Raw genomic sequence first — 16,053 nt, 5'->3', positions numbered from 1 at the left:
AACGGCCAAAGGACACGGTAAGCAAATCGCCAAACGGCAGCGTAAACAGCAGGTTACGACTGTTCGCCGGCAATTTGATTCAAGCAATTGAGATATTGATTCAGGCTAGCATCTTGCAGCCAAGTTGAATCGCTTCGGCGTCGCGGGAAATGCGTCTAAAAACTAGGCGCGCTGGGCCTGCGCGGTATGCCCCAGCGCCACGAACACGGTGCGCACGATGCCGGCGCTGTCCAGCCCGGCATCGGCATACATCTTTTCCGGCTTGGCATGGTCGACAAATGTGTCGGGCAGCACCAGCGGGCGCACCTTCAGGCCGCTCTCCAGCAGCCCTTCATGGGCCAGGAACTGCAGCACATGGCTGGCGAAGCCGCCGACCGCGCCCTCTTCCACCGTCACCAGTATCTCGTGTGAACGGGCCAGCCGCCGGATCAGGTCCTCGTCGAGCGGCTTGGCAAAACGGGCATCGGCGACCGTGGTCGAAAGCCCGGCCGCGCCAAGCTCCTCGGCCGCGGCCAGGCAATCCTGCAGCCTGGTGCCGAAGGAAAGCAGCGCAACCTTGGTGCCTTCCCTGACGATCCGGCCCTTGCCGATCTCCAATACCGAGCCGCGTTGCGGCATCTCGACACCAACGCCGTTGCCGCGCGGGTAGCGAAAGGCGATCGGGCCGTCATCGTAGCTTGCAGCGGTGCGTACCATGTGGCGCAGCTCGGCCTCATCGGCCGCGGCCATGACGACGAAACCGGGCAGCGTCGCCAGGAAGGTCGTGTCGAAGGCGCCGCAATGGGTGGCACCATCGGCGCCGACGAAGCCGGCGCGGTCGATCGGAAAGCGCACCGGCAATTTCTGGATCGCCACGTCGTGGACGACCTGGTCGTAGGCGCGCTGCAGAAAGGTCGAGTAGATCGCCGCGAAAGGCTTGAAGCCTTCCGTGGCAAGGCCGGCGGCGAAGGTCACCGCATGCTGCTCGGCAATGCCGACATCGAAGGTCCTCGCCGGAAACGCTTCGCCGAACAGGTCAAGCCCGGTGCCGTTCGGCATGGCGGCGGTGATGGCGACGATGCGGTCGTCCTCTCGGGCCTCCTGGATCAGGCTTTCGGCAAACACCTTGGTGTAGCTCGGCGCATTGGCGGGCGCCTTGGCCTGGGCGCCGGTGATGACGTCGAATTTGTTGACGCCATGATATTTGTCGGCCGCTGCCTCGGCCGGGGCGTAGCCCTTGCCCTTCTGGGTCACGACGTGGATCAGCACCGGGCCGTCGGCATTGTCGCGGACGTTCTTCAGCACCGGGATCAGGTGCTCGAGGTTGTGACCGTCGATCGGGCCGATGTGGTAGAACCCCATTTCCTCAAACAACGTGCCGCCGGTGACGTAACCGCGCGCATGCTCGACCGCTCGCTTGATGGCGCGATCGGCGCGCTCGCCGAGATACGACGTCAGCTTCTTGCCGAAATCGCGCAAGCCTAGATAGGTCTTGCCCGACGCCAGACGGGCCAGATAGGCGCTCATTGCGCCGGTCGGCGGAGCGATCGACATATCGTTGTCGTTCAAGATGACGATCAGCCGGGCATCGAGCGCGCCGGCATTGTTCATCGCCTCATAGGCCATGCCGGCCGACATGGCGCCGTCGCCGATGACGGCAATGACATTGTTGCGGCCATCGGACAGATCGCGCGCCATCGCCATGCCGAGGCCGGCTGAAATCGAGGTCGAGGAGTGGGCTGCGCCGAACGGATCGTATTCGCTCTCGACGCGACGGGTGAAGCCGGACAGGCCGCCCTCCTGGCGCAGCGTGCGGATGCGGTCGCGACGGCCGGTCAGGATCTTGTGCGGATAGGCCTGGTGGCCGACGTCCCAGATCAGCCGGTCGTCCGGCGTGTTAAAGACGTAGTGCAGCGCGACGGTCAACTCGACCACGCCAAGGCCGGCGCCGAGATGGCCGCCGGTGTGGGAAACGACGTCGATCAGTTCGGCGCGAAGCTCTGACGCAAGCTGCGGCAGGTCGCCTTCGGCAAGCGTGCGCAAATCGGCTGGGACGCGGACCTTGTCGAGAAGCGGCGTATCGGGCTTTGCGTTCACTGTTTGCGAGCCTGGTCAGATTTTCTGTTCATCGTGAAATATGCCGCTGGCCGGCGAATGTAAATGTGGCGGTAACGCGCATCAGCTTTCGGGCAGCGGGATGAACTCTTGCTCGTCTCCAGGAACGATATCGAAGCGGCCTGTCTTCCATTCTTCTTTCGCCTGCTCGATGCGTTCCTTTGAGGACGATACGAAATTCCACCAGATATAGCGTTTCGAACCGAGCGAGGCGCCGCCAAACAGCATGAAATGGGCGCCGCGTTCCGATGAGACAACGATTTCGTCGCCGGGCCGGAAGACCAGCAGCCGCTCGGCCGGGAAGCGGTCACCGGATATCGAAACCTCGCCTTCCAGCGTATAGATGGCGCGCTCCTCGGCATCGGCCGGGATTTTCACGCTGGCACCCGGCGCCAGCCTGAGATCGGCATAAAGCGTGTCCGAAGCGGTGGCGACCGGGGAGCGCAGTCCGGAAAACGCACCGATGATCACACGGCCGCTGACCCCCTCGGCCTCGACTTCGGGCAGGCGCAGGGCTGCGGTGTTCTCGAAGACCGGCGCGACCTCCTCCTTGCCGTCCGGCAGCGCCAGCCATGTCTGCAGCCCGGAAACCGACATCGGCGCGCCGCGCAGTTCTTCCGGCGTGCGCTCCGAATGGACGATGCCACGGCCGGCGGTCATCAAATTCACATCGCCGGGCTGGATTACCATCTCGGTGCCGAGCGAATCGCGGTGCCTGATCTTGCCGTCGAACAGGTAAGTCACCGTAGACAGGCCGATATGTGGGTGCGGACGCACGTCGAGCGCCTGGCCCGCTCGCAGAACGGCTGGACCCATGCGGTCGAAGAAGATGAAAGGTCCGACCAGCCGGCGCCTGGCCGTCGGCAAGGCGCGGCGAACCTGAAATCCGCCGATGTCCTTGGCATTCGGAATGACCATCAGCTCGATCTGATCGCTGGCGAAGGCATCGCCCATCTGCGGATCGTTTCCGGGAAAGAAGCTCACGCGGTCCCCTCAGGCGAAGCGAAGTGCGGATTTGGCCTTCGCCTTGGCCGTCACCTCTTCGCGATTGCGCGGATGCTGCGTCGTCTCGAGGCTGTCGAGCAATTCGCGCGCCGAGGCGGCAATGGCCTCGACGGCATGGTCGAACGCATGCTGGTTCTGTTTCGACGGCCGCGTCGTTCCGCTCAGCTTGCGGACAAACTGAAGTGCGGCATCGCGGACCTCGTCATTGGTTGCCGGCGGATCGAAATTGAACAGGGTCTTGATGTTTCTGCACATCCTTCGCAATCTCCTCTCATCCTGGAGCCGTTTCAAACGGGATGAGTTTTACCCTCAATCGTGATGATGTCCAAAGCCGGTAAGCAAAATTGTCGTTCGACGCCGCGCCTCAATCCGCGTCCAACGGCTCTGTCCCCACCGGCTTGCCGTCACGCGACAGCCTGATTTTCTCGACCTTGTCCTCGGCCGCCTTCAGCAGCCGATCGCAATGCGCCTTCAGCGCCTCGCCGCGCTCGTAGATGCGGATCGACTGGTCGAGCGGAACGTCGCCGCGCTCCAGATCGTCGACGATCCTCTCCAGCGCCTCGAGCGCCTGCTCGAAGCTCATCGCCTTGACGTCCTCGTTGGTCTCACCAGCCATCATCTATCCCTTCATCAGCCGCCCGACATGGGCGGCGACTGAAAATGCCAATCCCTGCAGATCGTAGCCGCCCTCGAGCACGCTGACGAGCCGGTTGCGGCTATGGCGCCCGGCTCGTTCGAGCAACTGGCCGGTCGCCCAGTCGAAATCATCCTCAGTCAGGTTGATCTCGGCCAGCGGATCGCGGTGGTGGGCATCGAAACCGGCGGAGATGATGATGAGATCGGGCGCAAAATTGTCGAGCGCCGGCAGGATGCGTGACAGAAAGGCGTCGCGAAAACTATCGCTGCCGCTCTGCGGCGCCAGCGGCGCGTTGACGATGTTGCCGGCGCCGGTTTCGCTCACAGCCCCGGTTCCCGGGTAAAGCGGCATCTGGTGTGTCGAGCAATAGAGCACCGATGGATCGTCCCAGAAAATGTCCTGCGTGCCGTTGCCGTGATGTACATCCCAGTCGACGACGGCGACACGGTCGGCGCCATGGTTCTTCTGCGCGTAGCGTGCCGCGATCGCGGCGGTGTTGAACAGGCAAAAACCCATGGAGGTGGTCTTTTCGGCATGATGGCCGGGCGGCCGTGCGGCGACGAAGACGTTTTCGGCACGGCCGGTGAAGACGTCGTCGACCGCGGCGTTGGCTGCGCCGATCGCGGTCACGGCCGCCTGCCAGCTCTTCGGGCTGGCGGTGGTGTCGGCATCGATACGGGCGATGCCGGTGTCCGGTATCGCTGCACGGACCCGTTCGACGAATTCGGGCGGATGTGCGTAGAGGATGGTTGCCTCGTTGCCTTCCGGCGCCTGGACGCGATCGAGCGCCGCGAACGCCTCGTCGTCAAGCACACGCTCTATGGCGCGCAAACGGTCCGGCCGCTCCGGATGACCGGGCGGTGTTATGTGCTCGAGGAAAACCGGGTGGGTGTAAAGTCTCGTGACCATGCCCCGATATAGGCGCGCCTCGCCGCTTTGGCCATGTTTTCGCGCGCTGGTGAGGCGATGTTCAACAGGGTTTAGGCAACCGGCGTCGGCTGAGCCCACCGCGAGCCGCCTGGGATCGGCGAAAAGAATGACCTCAGGCCGGTGATCGGTCAATCTGGGGCTGCTTCGCTGACGATCGATCAGGCTTAGGCAGCTTGCCGGTGCGATTGAGCAGCCCTTCCAGAAGAACCTTGAACGCCTTCACTGCCTTCTTCGACGTCGCTTCGGGATCGTTCGAATTTGCGATCCACTGCGCCCCATGCAACGAGGCGCCGCTGACCAGCCTTGCCGCGGCTTCGGGATCGACGGCGAGAATTGTCCCCTCGTCGCTCAGTCTTTGCAGGCTCTCTGTCATCGAGCGGATGCATGTGCTCTGGCTTGGCCATTGCGATGGATCGCCGAGCACCGCCGGCCCGTCGCGAAGCACGATACGCTGGATCTCCGGCTCCAGCGCCATCTCGATATAAGCGGTGCATTCGTCGACAAAGCCCTGCCAGAGATTGTCCGGCTTGGCCGAAACGACCTTCAGCCGGGCCGACATTTCGGCATCGATCTCGGCAATGACCGCCTGGAGCAGGCCCTTCTTGTCGCCGAAGTGATGATAGAGCGCACCGCGCGTCAGCCCGGCCGATGCCGTGAAATCATCCATCGAGGCTTCGGCATAGCCGAGCGTGCCGAAGGCCTGGCGCGCCGCCCCGATCAGCTTGGCGCGGGTTTGGGCAATCATCTCCTTGCGTGGTCTATGCATGCTCTGGCCCTATTACCATACGTCTCGTATGCCAATTGACATACGCCGCGTATGATCTATTTAAACTCATACGCCACGTATGTAATCGCCGAACCGGCCGTTGTCGAGGAGCCAGACCATGCAAAATCCCTATTCCCAGATCTTTCGCGCGCCGGGCGCCAAGGGCTTTGCCGCCGCCGGCTTCGTTGCCCGGCTGCCGATGGCCATGGCTCCGATCGGGATCGTCGCGATGCTGTCGCAGACCGATGGCGAATACTGGCTGGCCGGTGCCGTCTCCGCGACATATGCGCTGGCCAACGCTTTCGTCGCCCCGCAGGTATCGCGACTGGTGGACCGGCTCGGCCAGACGCGGATTGTGGTGCCGACCACCATGATTTCCACGCTCGCTTTTGCGATCCTGATTGCAGCGGCCAATCAGCATTGGCCGATATGGACGCTATTCGTCTCGGCGCTGCTCGCCGCCGTCATGCCCAGCATACCGGCAATGGTGCGCGCACGCTGGACCGAGATTTTTCGCAACCGCCCCGAGTTGAACACGGCGTTCGCCTTCGAGTCGGCGGCGGACGAACTGGTGTACATCGCCGGCGCATCGCTGTCGGTAGGGCTGAGCGTCGCGCTTTTCCCGGAAGCGGGAGTGCTCGCGAGCACATTGTTCCTCGCCTTCGGTTCGACGGCCTTCATCCTGCAGCGCTCGACCGAACCGCGAGCCCGACCGGTGGAACATGGTTCAGGCGGCTCGGCAATCCGCCTGCGGCCGGTCCAGATCATCACCTTGGCCCTGATCTTCATCGGCGCGACCTTTGCCACCACGGAGGTGAGCACCGTGGCGATCACCAAGGAGCTTGCCCAGCCGGGCGCCGCCAGCTTCGTCATCGGCGTCTACGCGCTCGGATCGTTCGTCGTCGGCATCATCATCGGCGCCCTGAACCTGAAAGTGCCGCTGCAGATTCAGCTTGCCATCGCAATCGCCATCATTGCGCTTACCACGCTGCCGCTGCTCGTCGCCGACACCGTGCCGCTGCTGGCACTGGCCGTCTTCGTCAGCGGCGTGGCAATCTCGCCGACCTTCATCACAGCATTCGGCCTGATCGAGCGGCGCGTGCCCGAGGCGGTGCTGACCGAAGGCGTGACCTGGGTGATGACCGGCATCGGCATCGGCATGGCGCTCGGCTCGTTCGCCGCCGGCTGGGTGGTGGACGCTTTCGGCGCGCAGAACGGGTTCTGGGTATCGGTGGCATCGGGCACAATCGCGCTGGTCATCGTGCTCGCCGGCCAGCGCAGCCTTGCCGCGCCGGACTGCGACATAGCTGCATGCGACGCAGCCGCGGTCGCTGCGGAATAGTTTCCGGTGCGTCCGGCCCGAGCCGGGGCCGGACGCATACCAGCACCGTGAGCATGGCCTAAAGAATCTCGGTCTTGGCGATGTGGATGCCAAAACCTTCGAGGCCGACATAATGGCGCTCGCGCGAGGCGATCAGATTGATCGAGGAAATGCCGAGATCCTTGAGGATTTGCGCGCCGAGGCCGATCTCGCGCCATTCGTTTTCGCGGCGACGAGCCTCTTCATGGTCCTCGCGGTCGCCGGCAGCCGGGCGCTTGCGCTCCTGATGGGCGACGCCGACCGAGCCTTCGCGCAGATAGACGATGACGCCGCGCTGGCGCTCGCCCATTGCCTTCATGATGGCGTCCAGCCTGTGGCTGGTGCCGAAGACGTCGCTGACCACGTCCTCGGAATGAAGGCGCACCGGCACCTCGACGCCGTCGCGGATATCGCCGAAGACGACCGCCACGTGATGCATGGAATCCCAGGGCAGCGTGTAGGTGAAGACCTGCGCCTTGCCGCCCGGCGTCTCGATGTCGGAACAGGCGACGCGCTCGACCAGCGTTTCCTTGCGTTGCCGGTAGCCAATAAGGTCGGCAACCGAGATCTGCTTCAACCCGTGCTTTTCGGCGAAGGCCTGCACCTGCGGGCCACGCATAACGGTGCCGTCATCGTTGACCAGCTCGGAAATGACGCCGACCGGCGGCAGGCCGGCGAGCTTGCAGAGGTCGACAGCGGCTTCGGTATGGCCCGAACGCATCAGCACGCCGCCTTCACGCGCGATCAGCGGAAAGATGTGGCCGGGGCGGACGAAATCGGAGGCGCCGACATTGCCGTTGGCCAGATTGCGCACCGTCAGCGTGCGGTCGTCGGCCGAAATGCCGGTCGTGGTGCCGTGCTTGAAGTCGACGCTGACGGTGAAGGCAGTGGTGTGGGCGGAATCATTGTCGGCCACCATCGGCGAGAGGTTGAGCCGCTTTGCTTCCTCGCGCGGCATCGGCGTGCAGACGATGCCCGACGTGTTGCGGACGATGAACGCCATCTTTTCCGGCGTGCAATGGACGGCGGCGACGATCAGGTCGCCCTCGTTCTCGCGGCCGTCATCGTCCATGACGACGACGATCTCGCCGCGCTCGAAGGCGCGCAGGGCTTCGACGATCTTCTTCTGGTCGTAAGGCATAAGTGCTCGCTTCGCTCGCGGGAACAGGGGAGTAAGGGAGTAGGGCAGTACGGGAGTAGGGAAAAGGAAAAAATGCTGTCGTGGGAGCTGCGTAACCTACTCCCCTACTGCCCTACTCCCTTACTCCCCTACTCCCTTCCCGTTTGTCCCCGATGACGCAGATAATGATCGGCAATGGCGCAGGCAACCATCGCCTCGCCGATCGGTACTGCGCGGATGCCGACGCATGGATCGTGCCGGCCCTTGGTCATGATCTCGACGTCGTTACCGTCCTTGTCGATCGACTTTCGCGGCGTCAGGATCGACGAGGTCGGCTTGACGGCGAAACGCGCGACGATCGCCTGGCCGGTCGAGATGCCGCCGAGGATACCGCCGGCATTGTTGGACAGGAAGACCGGCTTGCCGTCATTGCCCATGCGCATCTCATCGGCATTCTCCTCGCCGGTGATGCGGGCGGCCTCGAAACCGTTGCCGATCTCGACGCCCTTGACGGCGTTGATCGACATCAGGCCGGCGGCGATGTCCTGGTCGAGCTTGGCATAGATCGGCGCGCCAAGCCCCGCCGGAACGCCGTCGGCGACGATCTCGATGACCGCACCGACCGAGGAGCCCGCCTTGCGGATGCCGTCCAGATATTTGGTGAAGACGGCGACGGACGCCGGATCAGGCGTGAAGAACGGGTTTTCGGCGTCGCCGATGAAATTCCAGTTCCAATTGGCGCGATCGATCGATTTATCGCCCATCGACACCAGCGCGCCGCGCACCACCATGCCGGGCACGACCTTGCGGGCAAGCGCCCCGGCCGCCACCCGCGCCGCTGTCTCACGCGCCGAGGAGCGGCCGCCGCCGCGGTAATCGCGCAGGCCGTATTTGACCTCGTAAGTGTAATCGGCATGGCCCGGCCGGAACTGACGGGCGATGTCGCCATAATCTTTGGAGCGCTGGTCGACATTGTCGATCAGCATCGACACCGGCGTGCCGGTGGTGATCATCGTCTCACCGTCCTCGTCGAGGATGAAGCCGGACAGGACCTTGACCTCGTCAGGTTCGCGACGCTGCGTTACAAAACGTGACTGGCCCGGGCGGCGCTTGTCGAGTTCGGCCTGGATTTCGTCGCGAGTGAAGCGGATGCCTGGCGGACAGCCGTCGACGACGCAGCCCAGCGCCGGCCCGTGGCTTTCGCCCCAGGTGGTGACGCGGAAAAGATGGCCGAACGTGTTGTGCGACATGGAACCAGCCCTGCCGGCGTCGGAGCCGGCTCAGCGCATGAGCCCGAAAATCGGAGCGATTTTCGGAAAGGATCATGCACAAAATCAAAAGTGCTACAGCGTCCCTTGCGCGTCCAGGAGGACGCGCGACACTGTCGCCTGCCTTCTATTGGCGTTTTCCACAGTGGTCAAACTGTGATCCCGCGGATTTAGTTTTGACACATTCGATTGGTTTCTGCTCAGTTCCGTTCCGTTGGACCGAGCCGCTGTACCGGCAATGATTAAAGAGGACGATGATGCGTATCCTGATTGGCGCTGTTGCCGCCACGCTGTTGATTTCCACCGCCGCCTTCGCCGGCCAGACCGAAGGCCTGATCAAGAAGGTCGACAAGGATGCGCTGACGCTGACGCTGGACGACGGCAAGTCCTACAGGCTGAACGCCGAAACCGACCTCGATGCGCTGAAGCCAGGCATGGACATCGTCCTCGCCTACGACGTGACCAATGGCGAGAACGTCGTCACCGACATGGAATTGCCGGACACCGGATCGACCGAGTAGGACGCGTCGATATTCAGCTGATGCCGGCCCGACCTGATCTCAACATACGCTAGGTCATCGGTCTCAGAGCCACTCCAGGCGCCGGCCGTCCAGTCTGAGCACGCGATCCTGCGGCACTTCCATGCTGACCGCATCTTGTTCGGACATCCCCAGTACCAAGCGGAACATTACGCGCATGATGCCACCATGGGTCACGCAGACCGTCTGGCGATCGAGCGCGTCGAACCACGGCTTCACCCGTTCGAACAGCATCTGGTAGCTTTCGGCGCCCTCGCCGGGCGGCTGGAAGTTCCATTTATCGAGGCGGCGGCGCCTGGTCGAACCGGGATTGTTCGCCTCGAGTTCGGCAAAGGTGAAACCCTGCCAGTCGCCAAAGCTCAATTCCACGAGCAGCGGCTCGGTGCGATAGGCGTGCGGATCGAGCTTCATCGCCGCGCGCAGGCGCTCCATCGTCTCGCGCGTGCGCCGCATCGGGCTGGCGACAAAATCGAAATCTTCGGGCTTGTCGATGAGTTCGGCCAGCCTGCGCCCGTTGCGGCTAGCCTGCTCGCGGCCGAGCTCGTTGAGGTCGGTATCGGCCTGCCCCTGCAGCCGGGCCTCGGCGTTCCACGCCGTCTGGCCGTGGCGCACGATATAGACGAGCGGGTACATCAGGTCTTCCGGAAGAGGTCAGGCGGTGGCGTCAGTCCTTGACCGTCGAAATATCCGGCGCGTCGACCGCCTTCATGCCGACGACATGATAGCCGGAATCGACATGATGGATCTCGCCGGTGACGCCGCGCGAAAGGTCGGACAGGAAATAGACGCCGGAATCGCCGACCTCCTCCTGCGTGACCGTCTGCTTCAACGGCGAATTGTATTCGTTCCATTTCAGGATATAGCGGAAATCGCCGATGCCGGATGCGGCAAGCGTCTTGATTGGGCCGGCGGAGATCGCGTTGACACGGATCTTCTTGGCGCCGAGGTCGACGGCCAGATAGCGCACGCTGGCTTCGAGTGCCGCCTTGGCGACACCCATGACGTTATAGTGCGGCATCACCTTTTCCGCACCGTAATAGGTCAGCGTGAGCAGCGAGCCGCCGTCGGTCATCAGCGCCTCGGCACGTTTGGCGATGGTGGTGAAGGAATAGACCGAAATATCCATGGTGCGCAGGAAATTGTCGCGCGTCGTCTCGACATAGCGGCCGGTCAGTTCGTCCTTGTCGGAAAAGGCGATTGCGTGGACGAGGAAATCGAGCTTGCCACCCCAGTGCTTGCTGACATTTTCGAACACCGCATCGAGGCTGGCCGGGTCGGTCACGTCGCAATGGCCGGCGACATGCGCGCCCAGTTCCGCCGCGAGCGGCTCGACGCGTTTCTTGAACGCCTCGCCCTGATAGGTCAGCGCGATCTCGGCGCCATGGTCGACACAGGCCTTGGCGATGCCGTAAGCGATCGAGCGATTGTTGGCGATGCCAAGGATAAGGCCGCGCTTGCCGGCCATAAGGCCCCGTCCACCCGCCATGTCAGCGCTCTCCGAAAGGTTCTCTGCTTTGTGGAGTGCCTATCGCACAGCCACAGTGCCCCTTCAAGCGTTCAAAGCGGACAGTTCGGGGGACAAAAGCGTTTGCTCAACAGCGCCGCGCGTCCTTTGGACGTGCAAAGGACGCTGTAGCGCTTTGACCTTGCAGTCATGGGCCGGTGGGAAAATCCGACACTGGGTGTCCGTGTGGCACGGCGGAAGAGGACCCTTTGGCGGAAGTTCGTTGGCCAGCGGCCGAAGTCACGCTCATGACCCCGAGCCGACTTCCATACTTTGGGCCGTGGACGACCGCTTTGCGGTGCGCCGGGAGCGGACGTCTGGCTTAGGCCGTCGAATGTCTGCCTTTGGACAAAAATTTGACGTTGAGTCCGCCAACCCACAGGCGAGAGGTCCTGAGCAGCCGTCGCACGTTCCGGCGATCGCCGCTCAGTAATTTGTGCTCTGTCATACTTTTGATAGTATGCTCTGTCAGCGAGGGTGACATGTCGCATAAGAGCCGAGTTGATGTTCCGAAGGCGGGGACTGGCTCGCGCCTTCCGATCGGCAGGGAGTTGATGGACGACGGCGTCGAGGCCCGTCACGAGCGGCGCGTACTAACCGCCCTTTGCTATGATCTCGTCGGCTCCACCGAGCTGCTCGGCCTGCTCGGCATCGAAGATTTTGAGGAACTTATCTTGGCGTTTCAAATGGCCGCCAAGAAAGCAATCGTATCGTGCTCCGGAACCGTGAGGGTCGAGGTCGGCGACGGCGGTGTCGCCGTGTTCCCAGTCGATCTGGGTGCAAAGGATGCGGCGTCGCTGACGATCAGCGCGGGACTTGAGATCGTCAGGGCGTGCAAGCTCCTTGCCGCGGAGAAAGGGAGGAGCGACCTGCATGTAAGGGTTGGCGTGGCGACCTCAATGACGCTAATCCTGAAGGGGCATACCGCTGTAGCGCAGGACACGGTAACCGGCCCTGCATTTGCGCTGGCAACCAGGCTGCAGGCAATCGCCCGGCCGGATACCGTCGTCGTGTGCAACGAGACGCGCAATCTGGCACGGCGCTCACACGTATTTAGCTTCTGCGGTTCTCACGTCATCAAAGGCTTCGCGCAACCCGAGCAGGTCTGGCAGGCGCTGAGTCACAAGCGGGGAGTAGACCGTTTCTCCGCATTCGGACGCCTCACCAGCCCTTTGATCGACCGTACGGATGAGGCCGAGCTGATCCACGAATGTTGGAATGAGGCCGTTTCGGGACGTGGCCAAGTCGTAGTGATCGAGGGCGACGCCGGCATTGGCAAGTCGCGCATCCTACACGAGGTGCGCCGGCGAACGCGCTTCCAACGCAACAGGTTGCTCCTCTTCCAATGTATGCCAGGCGACTCGCGTTCGACGCTGTATCCACTGCGGCAGGCGATGCTGGGCAATTTCGACGACGGCGAGCGTGCACTCACCCCTGCACTTGTAGCCGAGGTGCTCGCAGCATATGACATTCACGACGCCGAAGTCGTCGACATCTTTTCTTTTCTGCTCGGCGTGGAAGGCGCGAGGTCCGGTTTCCATGAGATGGATCCGGAAGTGATCCGAGAGAAGGCCGGTTGGGCTGCGCGCCATGCGTTACAAGCAACGTGCGCCAGTGGCCCAGTGATCTTGATCGTTGAAGATATTCACTGGATCGACCTTACGTCGAAGCAACTGCTGGGTGAACTTGCAAAGCTGGTTCCTAGTTCCCCGGTGCTCTTGATCGCAACGACGAGGCCGGGATCTGGCGACTGGCTGGACGAAAATAGCAAGCATGTCCTGCTCGCTCCCCTTGAGCATGCCGACACATTGCGGGCAATCGCGACGATGTGGCCTCAAGGCAAGCGAGCGCCCGCGCCTGAGCTGATAGAGTTGGTCGAGCGCGTCACCGGCGGTGTACCCCTGTTCATCGAGGAGGTTTGCCAATGGGTGGCGGAGAATGCCGCTAGCGGTACTGAGCAGCTGCCACAGGGCGTTTCGCTCGGCCGCGCGGCGGTGCTGGAGACAGTGTTGGACGCCCGGCTGGAGCCTCTCGGCCGCGCCCGCGAGGTGGCGCGCGCGGCCGCCGTCGCCGGCAACAGATTCAGCCTGGACTTGCTGTCGGCGCTCTTGCCGGAATTTGACCCGGGCACAATCTCTGCGGCGCTCGATGCTCTGGCTGAGGCAGGCTTCGTACGCGCCAGGCACGCAGCGGCAACAGTGTACGCGTTTCGGCATGCGCTTATCCAAGAGACGATCTATAATGGAACACTGCGGAAACGGCGCCAGACCCTGCATCAGCGTCTTTATGCGGTGGCTAGTGGCAACCGCAGCCTCGTTGGCTGGCTAACAACGGCAGCTCTTGCCGATCATGCTGAGCGAGGCGGCCTGCTTGACGAAGCGATCGGCGAGTTCGTCAATGCCGGCATGGAAAGCTCGTCCCGCTCGGCCATGGCTGAGGCGAGGCAGCTGCTCGAGCATGCTATTGCGCTTTGCGGGCATGTTTCTGATCATGACAAACGGGATGCGCTGCGGCTCTCGGCGATGGTGGCGCTCGGGCCGATACTGACCGCCGTCGAGGGGCCAAATTCCGAGCACGCCCGCAGGCTCTATGACGAAGGCGTAAATATCGCACGGCGTCGGCCGATAGCGGAGCGCGCCAAGTGGTTCCCGATCTATTGGGGTTGGTGGTTCACGGGTTCGGTCGTTGATGGCGAGCGGGCGCAGGCCGTCGTCAGTGATCTAAAGGAGGTTAACGACCCCGAGGTTCAGCTTCAGGCTAGGCACTGCTTGTGGGCAGTCGATTTCAATCGCGGAGACCATGGTGGATGCATAGCCGCGATTGATGCTGGCTTGCCGCACTATGACGTGGGCCAGGGGCACGCGAATGCCACGCGTTTTGGGGGGCACGACGCGCGCGTGTGCGGCTTGGCGCATCGTGCATTGTCGCTGTGGTTCTCGGGACGTGCAACGAGCGCTCTCCGCTCCATGTCGGAGGCCCGCCGCTGGGCTCAGCAGACTGGCCATGTCAGCAGCATCGCGCATGCCTGTATCAACGGCGCGATGCTGAGTTGCTATCGCCGCGACTTCGCTTCGTTGCGTGACGTGATTGAGGATCTGCGACAGCTGACCGCGCTTCATCACCTGCCTTCGCTAGTCGTCTCGGCACAAATCTTCGAGGGCTGGTGCGATGGCAACGCCGGCCAACTCGAGCGGGGCAAGGACAAGATGCGTGAGGCCCTCGGCCTGCATGGACAAGTGCAGACACCCGAGGACGAGCCCGTCTATTGCGGCATGCTGGCGGAACTTCTCGCCCGCTCGGGTGAGATCAGTCACGCGCTTGCCCTGCTTCATTCGGCGGTGGCGCAGGCCGAGGCAGGTGGCAGCCGATATTGGCTGGCGGAACTACACCGGCGAATTGCACAACTTCTCGTTCTTGACAGGGCGGCAACTGGCCGGGTGGCAGATGCCCTTGAGAAGAGCCTCAATACCGCAGCCGAGCAAAATGCCGTGCCTATCCTCATCGCGGCCTATGAGACGCTCAGCGCGTCAAATCTCTCGCCCGTACTGCTTCGGAGCTACAACGATCGTGTCGAAGCGGCAAGGAAGTCGGTTGAGCCCGGCGAACCGCTGATCGTCAACCCTGAGCCGGAACTGCGGGCCAGTCGATAGTGGAACAATATGAGCGCGTTGGTCCTCCGGCAGACGAAGCGCTGACCTATCTGATGTCGATGCGACAAGCGTTGGGCATCACCCGTATTGCGGACATTACCGGCCTGGACCGTGTCGGTATCCCGGTCGTGCAGGCAACGAGGCCGTTCTCGTTTTCAAACGCGGTCGCCCAGGGAAAGGGTGCCAGCCTGGCTCGCGCTGGGATATCGGCCATTTTGGAATCCGCTGAGAGCTTTTTCGCCGAGCGCATCGAACATCTTGATGCAGCTTACGCTTCGGCCAAGTTACTCGGAATACCCTACGGGCGATTTGAGACGTGGCTGCGAGAGTCCGCACCTGCTAATTGGCGCGGCCGAGAAATCGCTTGGGTGGAGGCGGAGAACCTGCTGGGCGGCGGCCGCGACTTCGTTCCGCTGGAATTGGTGCACACGGCCTATCTCGTACCGCCCAGCCCCCGTGACGGAATTTTCACGCCAACGACAACCGGACTGGCGGCCGCGCTTGATGAAGCAGACGCCATCACACACGGCATATTGGAATGCGTCGAACGCGATGCGATCGCCCGCGCTCTCAAGACGCATGGTTTTCTGCAACACCAGCGAATCGATCCAGCGACCATAGATGACGCAAGGGTCTTGGCCCTATTGGATGAACTTGCACGAAAGGACATGATCGTCGGCCTTTGGCTAGCGCCGTCGCCTGTTGGCCTGCCTGTGATTTGGTGCCATCTGATGGAGAGCAATCCTCGCGAGACGGCATTGCTCCATCTGCCAGCCGACGGCTCGGCCGCTGCATTCGATCCGGCGGCAGCTGCCGTCCAAGCGATCCATGAGGCGGCGCAGGCGCGGCTTGCGGCGATCTCGGGTGCGCGTGACGACATGACCCGGGCGTCTTATCCGAAATATCCCGACTGGCAGCTTATCGAGGCGCACCGCCAGCTGATCACCGGCGGCCGCAAGGACGTGAGCTTCGCCCGCCAGCCTGCCTGTCGAGCGGCGAGCGGGCAGACCTTGCGTGGCAGCCTTCTCGCAAGACTGGAGGAAAGCGGAATCAGCGCAGCGTATCTGATCCGCCTCAACACCAGCCCTTGGAACCGACTGTCGTCCGTCAGGATAGTTATCCCGCAATTGTACCCTTTAGTGGAGTGACCGGATGCGACCTCGGCTCGTTTTCACCGGCC

General features: G+C 62.8%; 14 protein-coding genes. 4 read left to right on the top strand and 10 right to left on the bottom strand.

Going from position 1 to position 16,053, the window contains the following annotated elements:
- Nucleotides 1-162: 162 nt before the first annotated feature.
- The 6 genes from dxs to NKH41_RS07270 all read right to left on the bottom strand — a co-directional run bounded on the left by dxs (nt 163) and on the right by NKH41_RS07270 (nt 5,432).
- Nucleotides 163-2,076 carry a 1-deoxy-D-xylulose-5-phosphate synthase gene (gene dxs, locus NKH41_RS07295; protein WP_023674120.1) on the bottom strand — a complete coding sequence of 638 codons (1,914 nt, stop codon included), beginning with the start codon at nt 2,074-2,076 and terminating at the stop codon, nt 163-165.
- 81 nt (nt 2,077-2,157) lie between these two features.
- Nucleotides 2,158-3,078 carry a pirin family protein gene (locus tag NKH41_RS07290; protein ID WP_352540104.1) on the bottom strand — a complete coding sequence of 307 codons (921 nt, stop codon included), beginning with the start codon at nt 3,076-3,078 and terminating at the stop codon, nt 2,158-2,160.
- A gap of 9 nt (nt 3,079-3,087) precedes the next feature.
- Nucleotides 3,088-3,354, bottom strand: coding sequence for a DUF2277 domain-containing protein (locus NKH41_RS07285; protein WP_352768737.1), 267 nt, complete (start codon nt 3,352-3,354; stop codon nt 3,088-3,090).
- 109 nt (nt 3,355-3,463) lie between these two features.
- Nucleotides 3,464-3,715: an exodeoxyribonuclease VII small subunit gene (locus NKH41_RS07280; RefSeq protein ID WP_031211056.1), complete on the bottom strand. Its 252-nt coding sequence runs from the start codon at nt 3,713-3,715 to the stop codon at nt 3,464-3,466.
- 3 nt (nt 3,716-3,718) lie between these two features.
- Complete coding sequence (locus NKH41_RS07275) at nt 3,719-4,645, bottom strand: histone deacetylase family protein (protein WP_352768694.1); 927 nt, start codon at nt 4,643-4,645, stop codon at nt 3,719-3,721.
- A gap of 133 nt (nt 4,646-4,778) precedes the next feature.
- On the bottom strand, nt 4,779-5,432 hold the full coding sequence (locus NKH41_RS07270) for a TetR/AcrR family transcriptional regulator (protein ID WP_352768742.1): 654 nt from the start codon (nt 5,430-5,432) through the stop codon (nt 4,779-4,781).
- 118 nt (nt 5,433-5,550) lie between these two features.
- Between NKH41_RS07270 and NKH41_RS07265 the strand changes: the two genes are divergently transcribed.
- Nucleotides 5,551-6,774: an MFS transporter gene (locus NKH41_RS07265; RefSeq protein WP_352768745.1), complete on the top strand. Its 1,224-nt coding sequence runs from the start codon at nt 5,551-5,553 to the stop codon at nt 6,772-6,774.
- Nucleotides 6,775-6,832: 58 nt separating this feature from the next.
- Here NKH41_RS07265 and ribB read toward each other — a convergent pair whose 3' ends face one another.
- Nucleotides 6,833-7,933: a 3,4-dihydroxy-2-butanone-4-phosphate synthase gene (gene ribB / locus NKH41_RS07260; RefSeq protein ID WP_352449900.1), complete on the bottom strand. Its 1,101-nt coding sequence runs from the start codon at nt 7,931-7,933 to the stop codon at nt 6,833-6,835.
- Nucleotides 7,934-8,061: 128 nt separating this feature from the next.
- Nucleotides 8,062-9,162 (bottom strand): chorismate synthase, encoded by a 1,101-nt coding sequence (gene aroC, locus NKH41_RS07255; protein ID WP_352768747.1) that lies wholly within the window; start codon nt 9,160-9,162, stop codon nt 8,062-8,064.
- Nucleotides 9,163-9,437: 275 nt separating this feature from the next.
- On the opposite strand from aroC, the gene NKH41_RS07250 reads away from it, so the two are divergent.
- A complete protein-coding gene (locus tag NKH41_RS07250) occupies nt 9,438-9,701 on the top strand; it encodes a DUF1344 domain-containing protein (protein WP_352768750.1) in 264 nt (87 codons plus the stop codon).
- Nucleotides 9,702-9,764: 63 nt separating this feature from the next.
- Here the strand turns inward: NKH41_RS07250 and NKH41_RS07245 are convergent, their stop codons facing one another.
- Together NKH41_RS07245 and fabI are read right to left on the bottom strand one after the other, a co-directional pair.
- Nucleotides 9,765-10,352 (bottom strand): histidine phosphatase family protein, encoded by a 588-nt coding sequence (locus tag NKH41_RS07245; RefSeq protein ID WP_352768753.1) that lies wholly within the window; start codon nt 10,350-10,352, stop codon nt 9,765-9,767.
- 31 nt (nt 10,353-10,383) lie between these two features.
- Nucleotides 10,384-11,205, bottom strand: coding sequence for an enoyl-ACP reductase FabI (fabI, locus tag NKH41_RS07240; RefSeq protein WP_352449903.1), 822 nt, complete (start codon nt 11,203-11,205; stop codon nt 10,384-10,386).
- Nucleotides 11,206-11,777: 572 nt separating this feature from the next.
- Between fabI and NKH41_RS07235 the strand changes: the two genes are divergently transcribed.
- Both NKH41_RS07235 and NKH41_RS07230 read left to right on the top strand, forming a co-directional pair.
- Nucleotides 11,778-14,873, top strand: a complete 3,096-nt coding sequence (locus tag NKH41_RS07235; RefSeq protein ID WP_352768755.1) for an ATP-binding protein — start codon at nt 11,778-11,780, stop codon at nt 14,871-14,873.
- Complete coding sequence (locus NKH41_RS07230) at nt 14,873-16,021, top strand: YcaO-like family protein (protein ID WP_352768757.1); 1,149 nt, start codon at nt 14,873-14,875, stop codon at nt 16,019-16,021. The genes NKH41_RS07235 and NKH41_RS07230 overlap by 1 nt, the downstream gene beginning before the upstream one ends.
- Nucleotides 16,022-16,053: the final 32 nt, after the last annotated feature.

The sequence above is a fragment of the Mesorhizobium sp. M1169 genome (assembly GCF_040318345.1).
Lineage (GTDB): Bacteria > Pseudomonadota > Alphaproteobacteria > Rhizobiales > Rhizobiaceae > Mesorhizobium.
Note: the sequence above shows the minus strand (reverse complement) of the source record. Positions and strands in the feature narration are given on the sequence as shown.

Bases quoted from the DNA above. Each gene is read 5' to 3' on its own strand.
- NKH41_RS07275 (WP_352768694.1), bottom strand. From the start codon at position 4,645: ATGGTCACGAGACTTTACACCCACCCGGTTTTCCTCGAGCACATAACA.
- aroC (WP_352768747.1), bottom strand. From the start codon at position 9,162: ATGTCGCACAACACGTTCGGCCATCTTTTCCGCGTCACCACCTGGGGC.
- NKH41_RS07235 (WP_352768755.1), top strand. From the start codon at position 11,778: ATGGACGACGGCGTCGAGGCCCGTCACGAGCGGCGCGTACTAACCGCC.
- NKH41_RS07280 (WP_031211056.1), bottom strand. From the start codon at position 3,715: ATGGCTGGTGAGACCAACGAGGACGTCAAGGCGATGAGCTTCGAGCAG.
- NKH41_RS07285 (WP_352768737.1), bottom strand. From the start codon at position 3,354: ATGTGCAGAAACATCAAGACCCTGTTCAATTTCGATCCGCCGGCAACC.
- ribB (WP_352449900.1), bottom strand. From the start codon at position 7,933: ATGCCTTACGACCAGAAGAAGATCGTCGAAGCCCTGCGCGCCTTCGAG.
- NKH41_RS07245 (WP_352768753.1), bottom strand. From the start codon at position 10,352: ATGTACCCGCTCGTCTATATCGTGCGCCACGGCCAGACGGCGTGGAAC.
- NKH41_RS07270 (WP_352768742.1), bottom strand. From the start codon at position 5,432: ATGCATAGACCACGCAAGGAGATGATTGCCCAAACCCGCGCCAAGCTG.
- NKH41_RS07265 (WP_352768745.1), top strand. From the start codon at position 5,551: ATGCAAAATCCCTATTCCCAGATCTTTCGCGCGCCGGGCGCCAAGGGC.
- NKH41_RS07250 (WP_352768750.1), top strand. From the start codon at position 9,438: ATGCGTATCCTGATTGGCGCTGTTGCCGCCACGCTGTTGATTTCCACC.
- fabI (WP_352449903.1), bottom strand. From the start codon at position 11,205: ATGGCGGGTGGACGGGGCCTTATGGCCGGCAAGCGCGGCCTTATCCTT.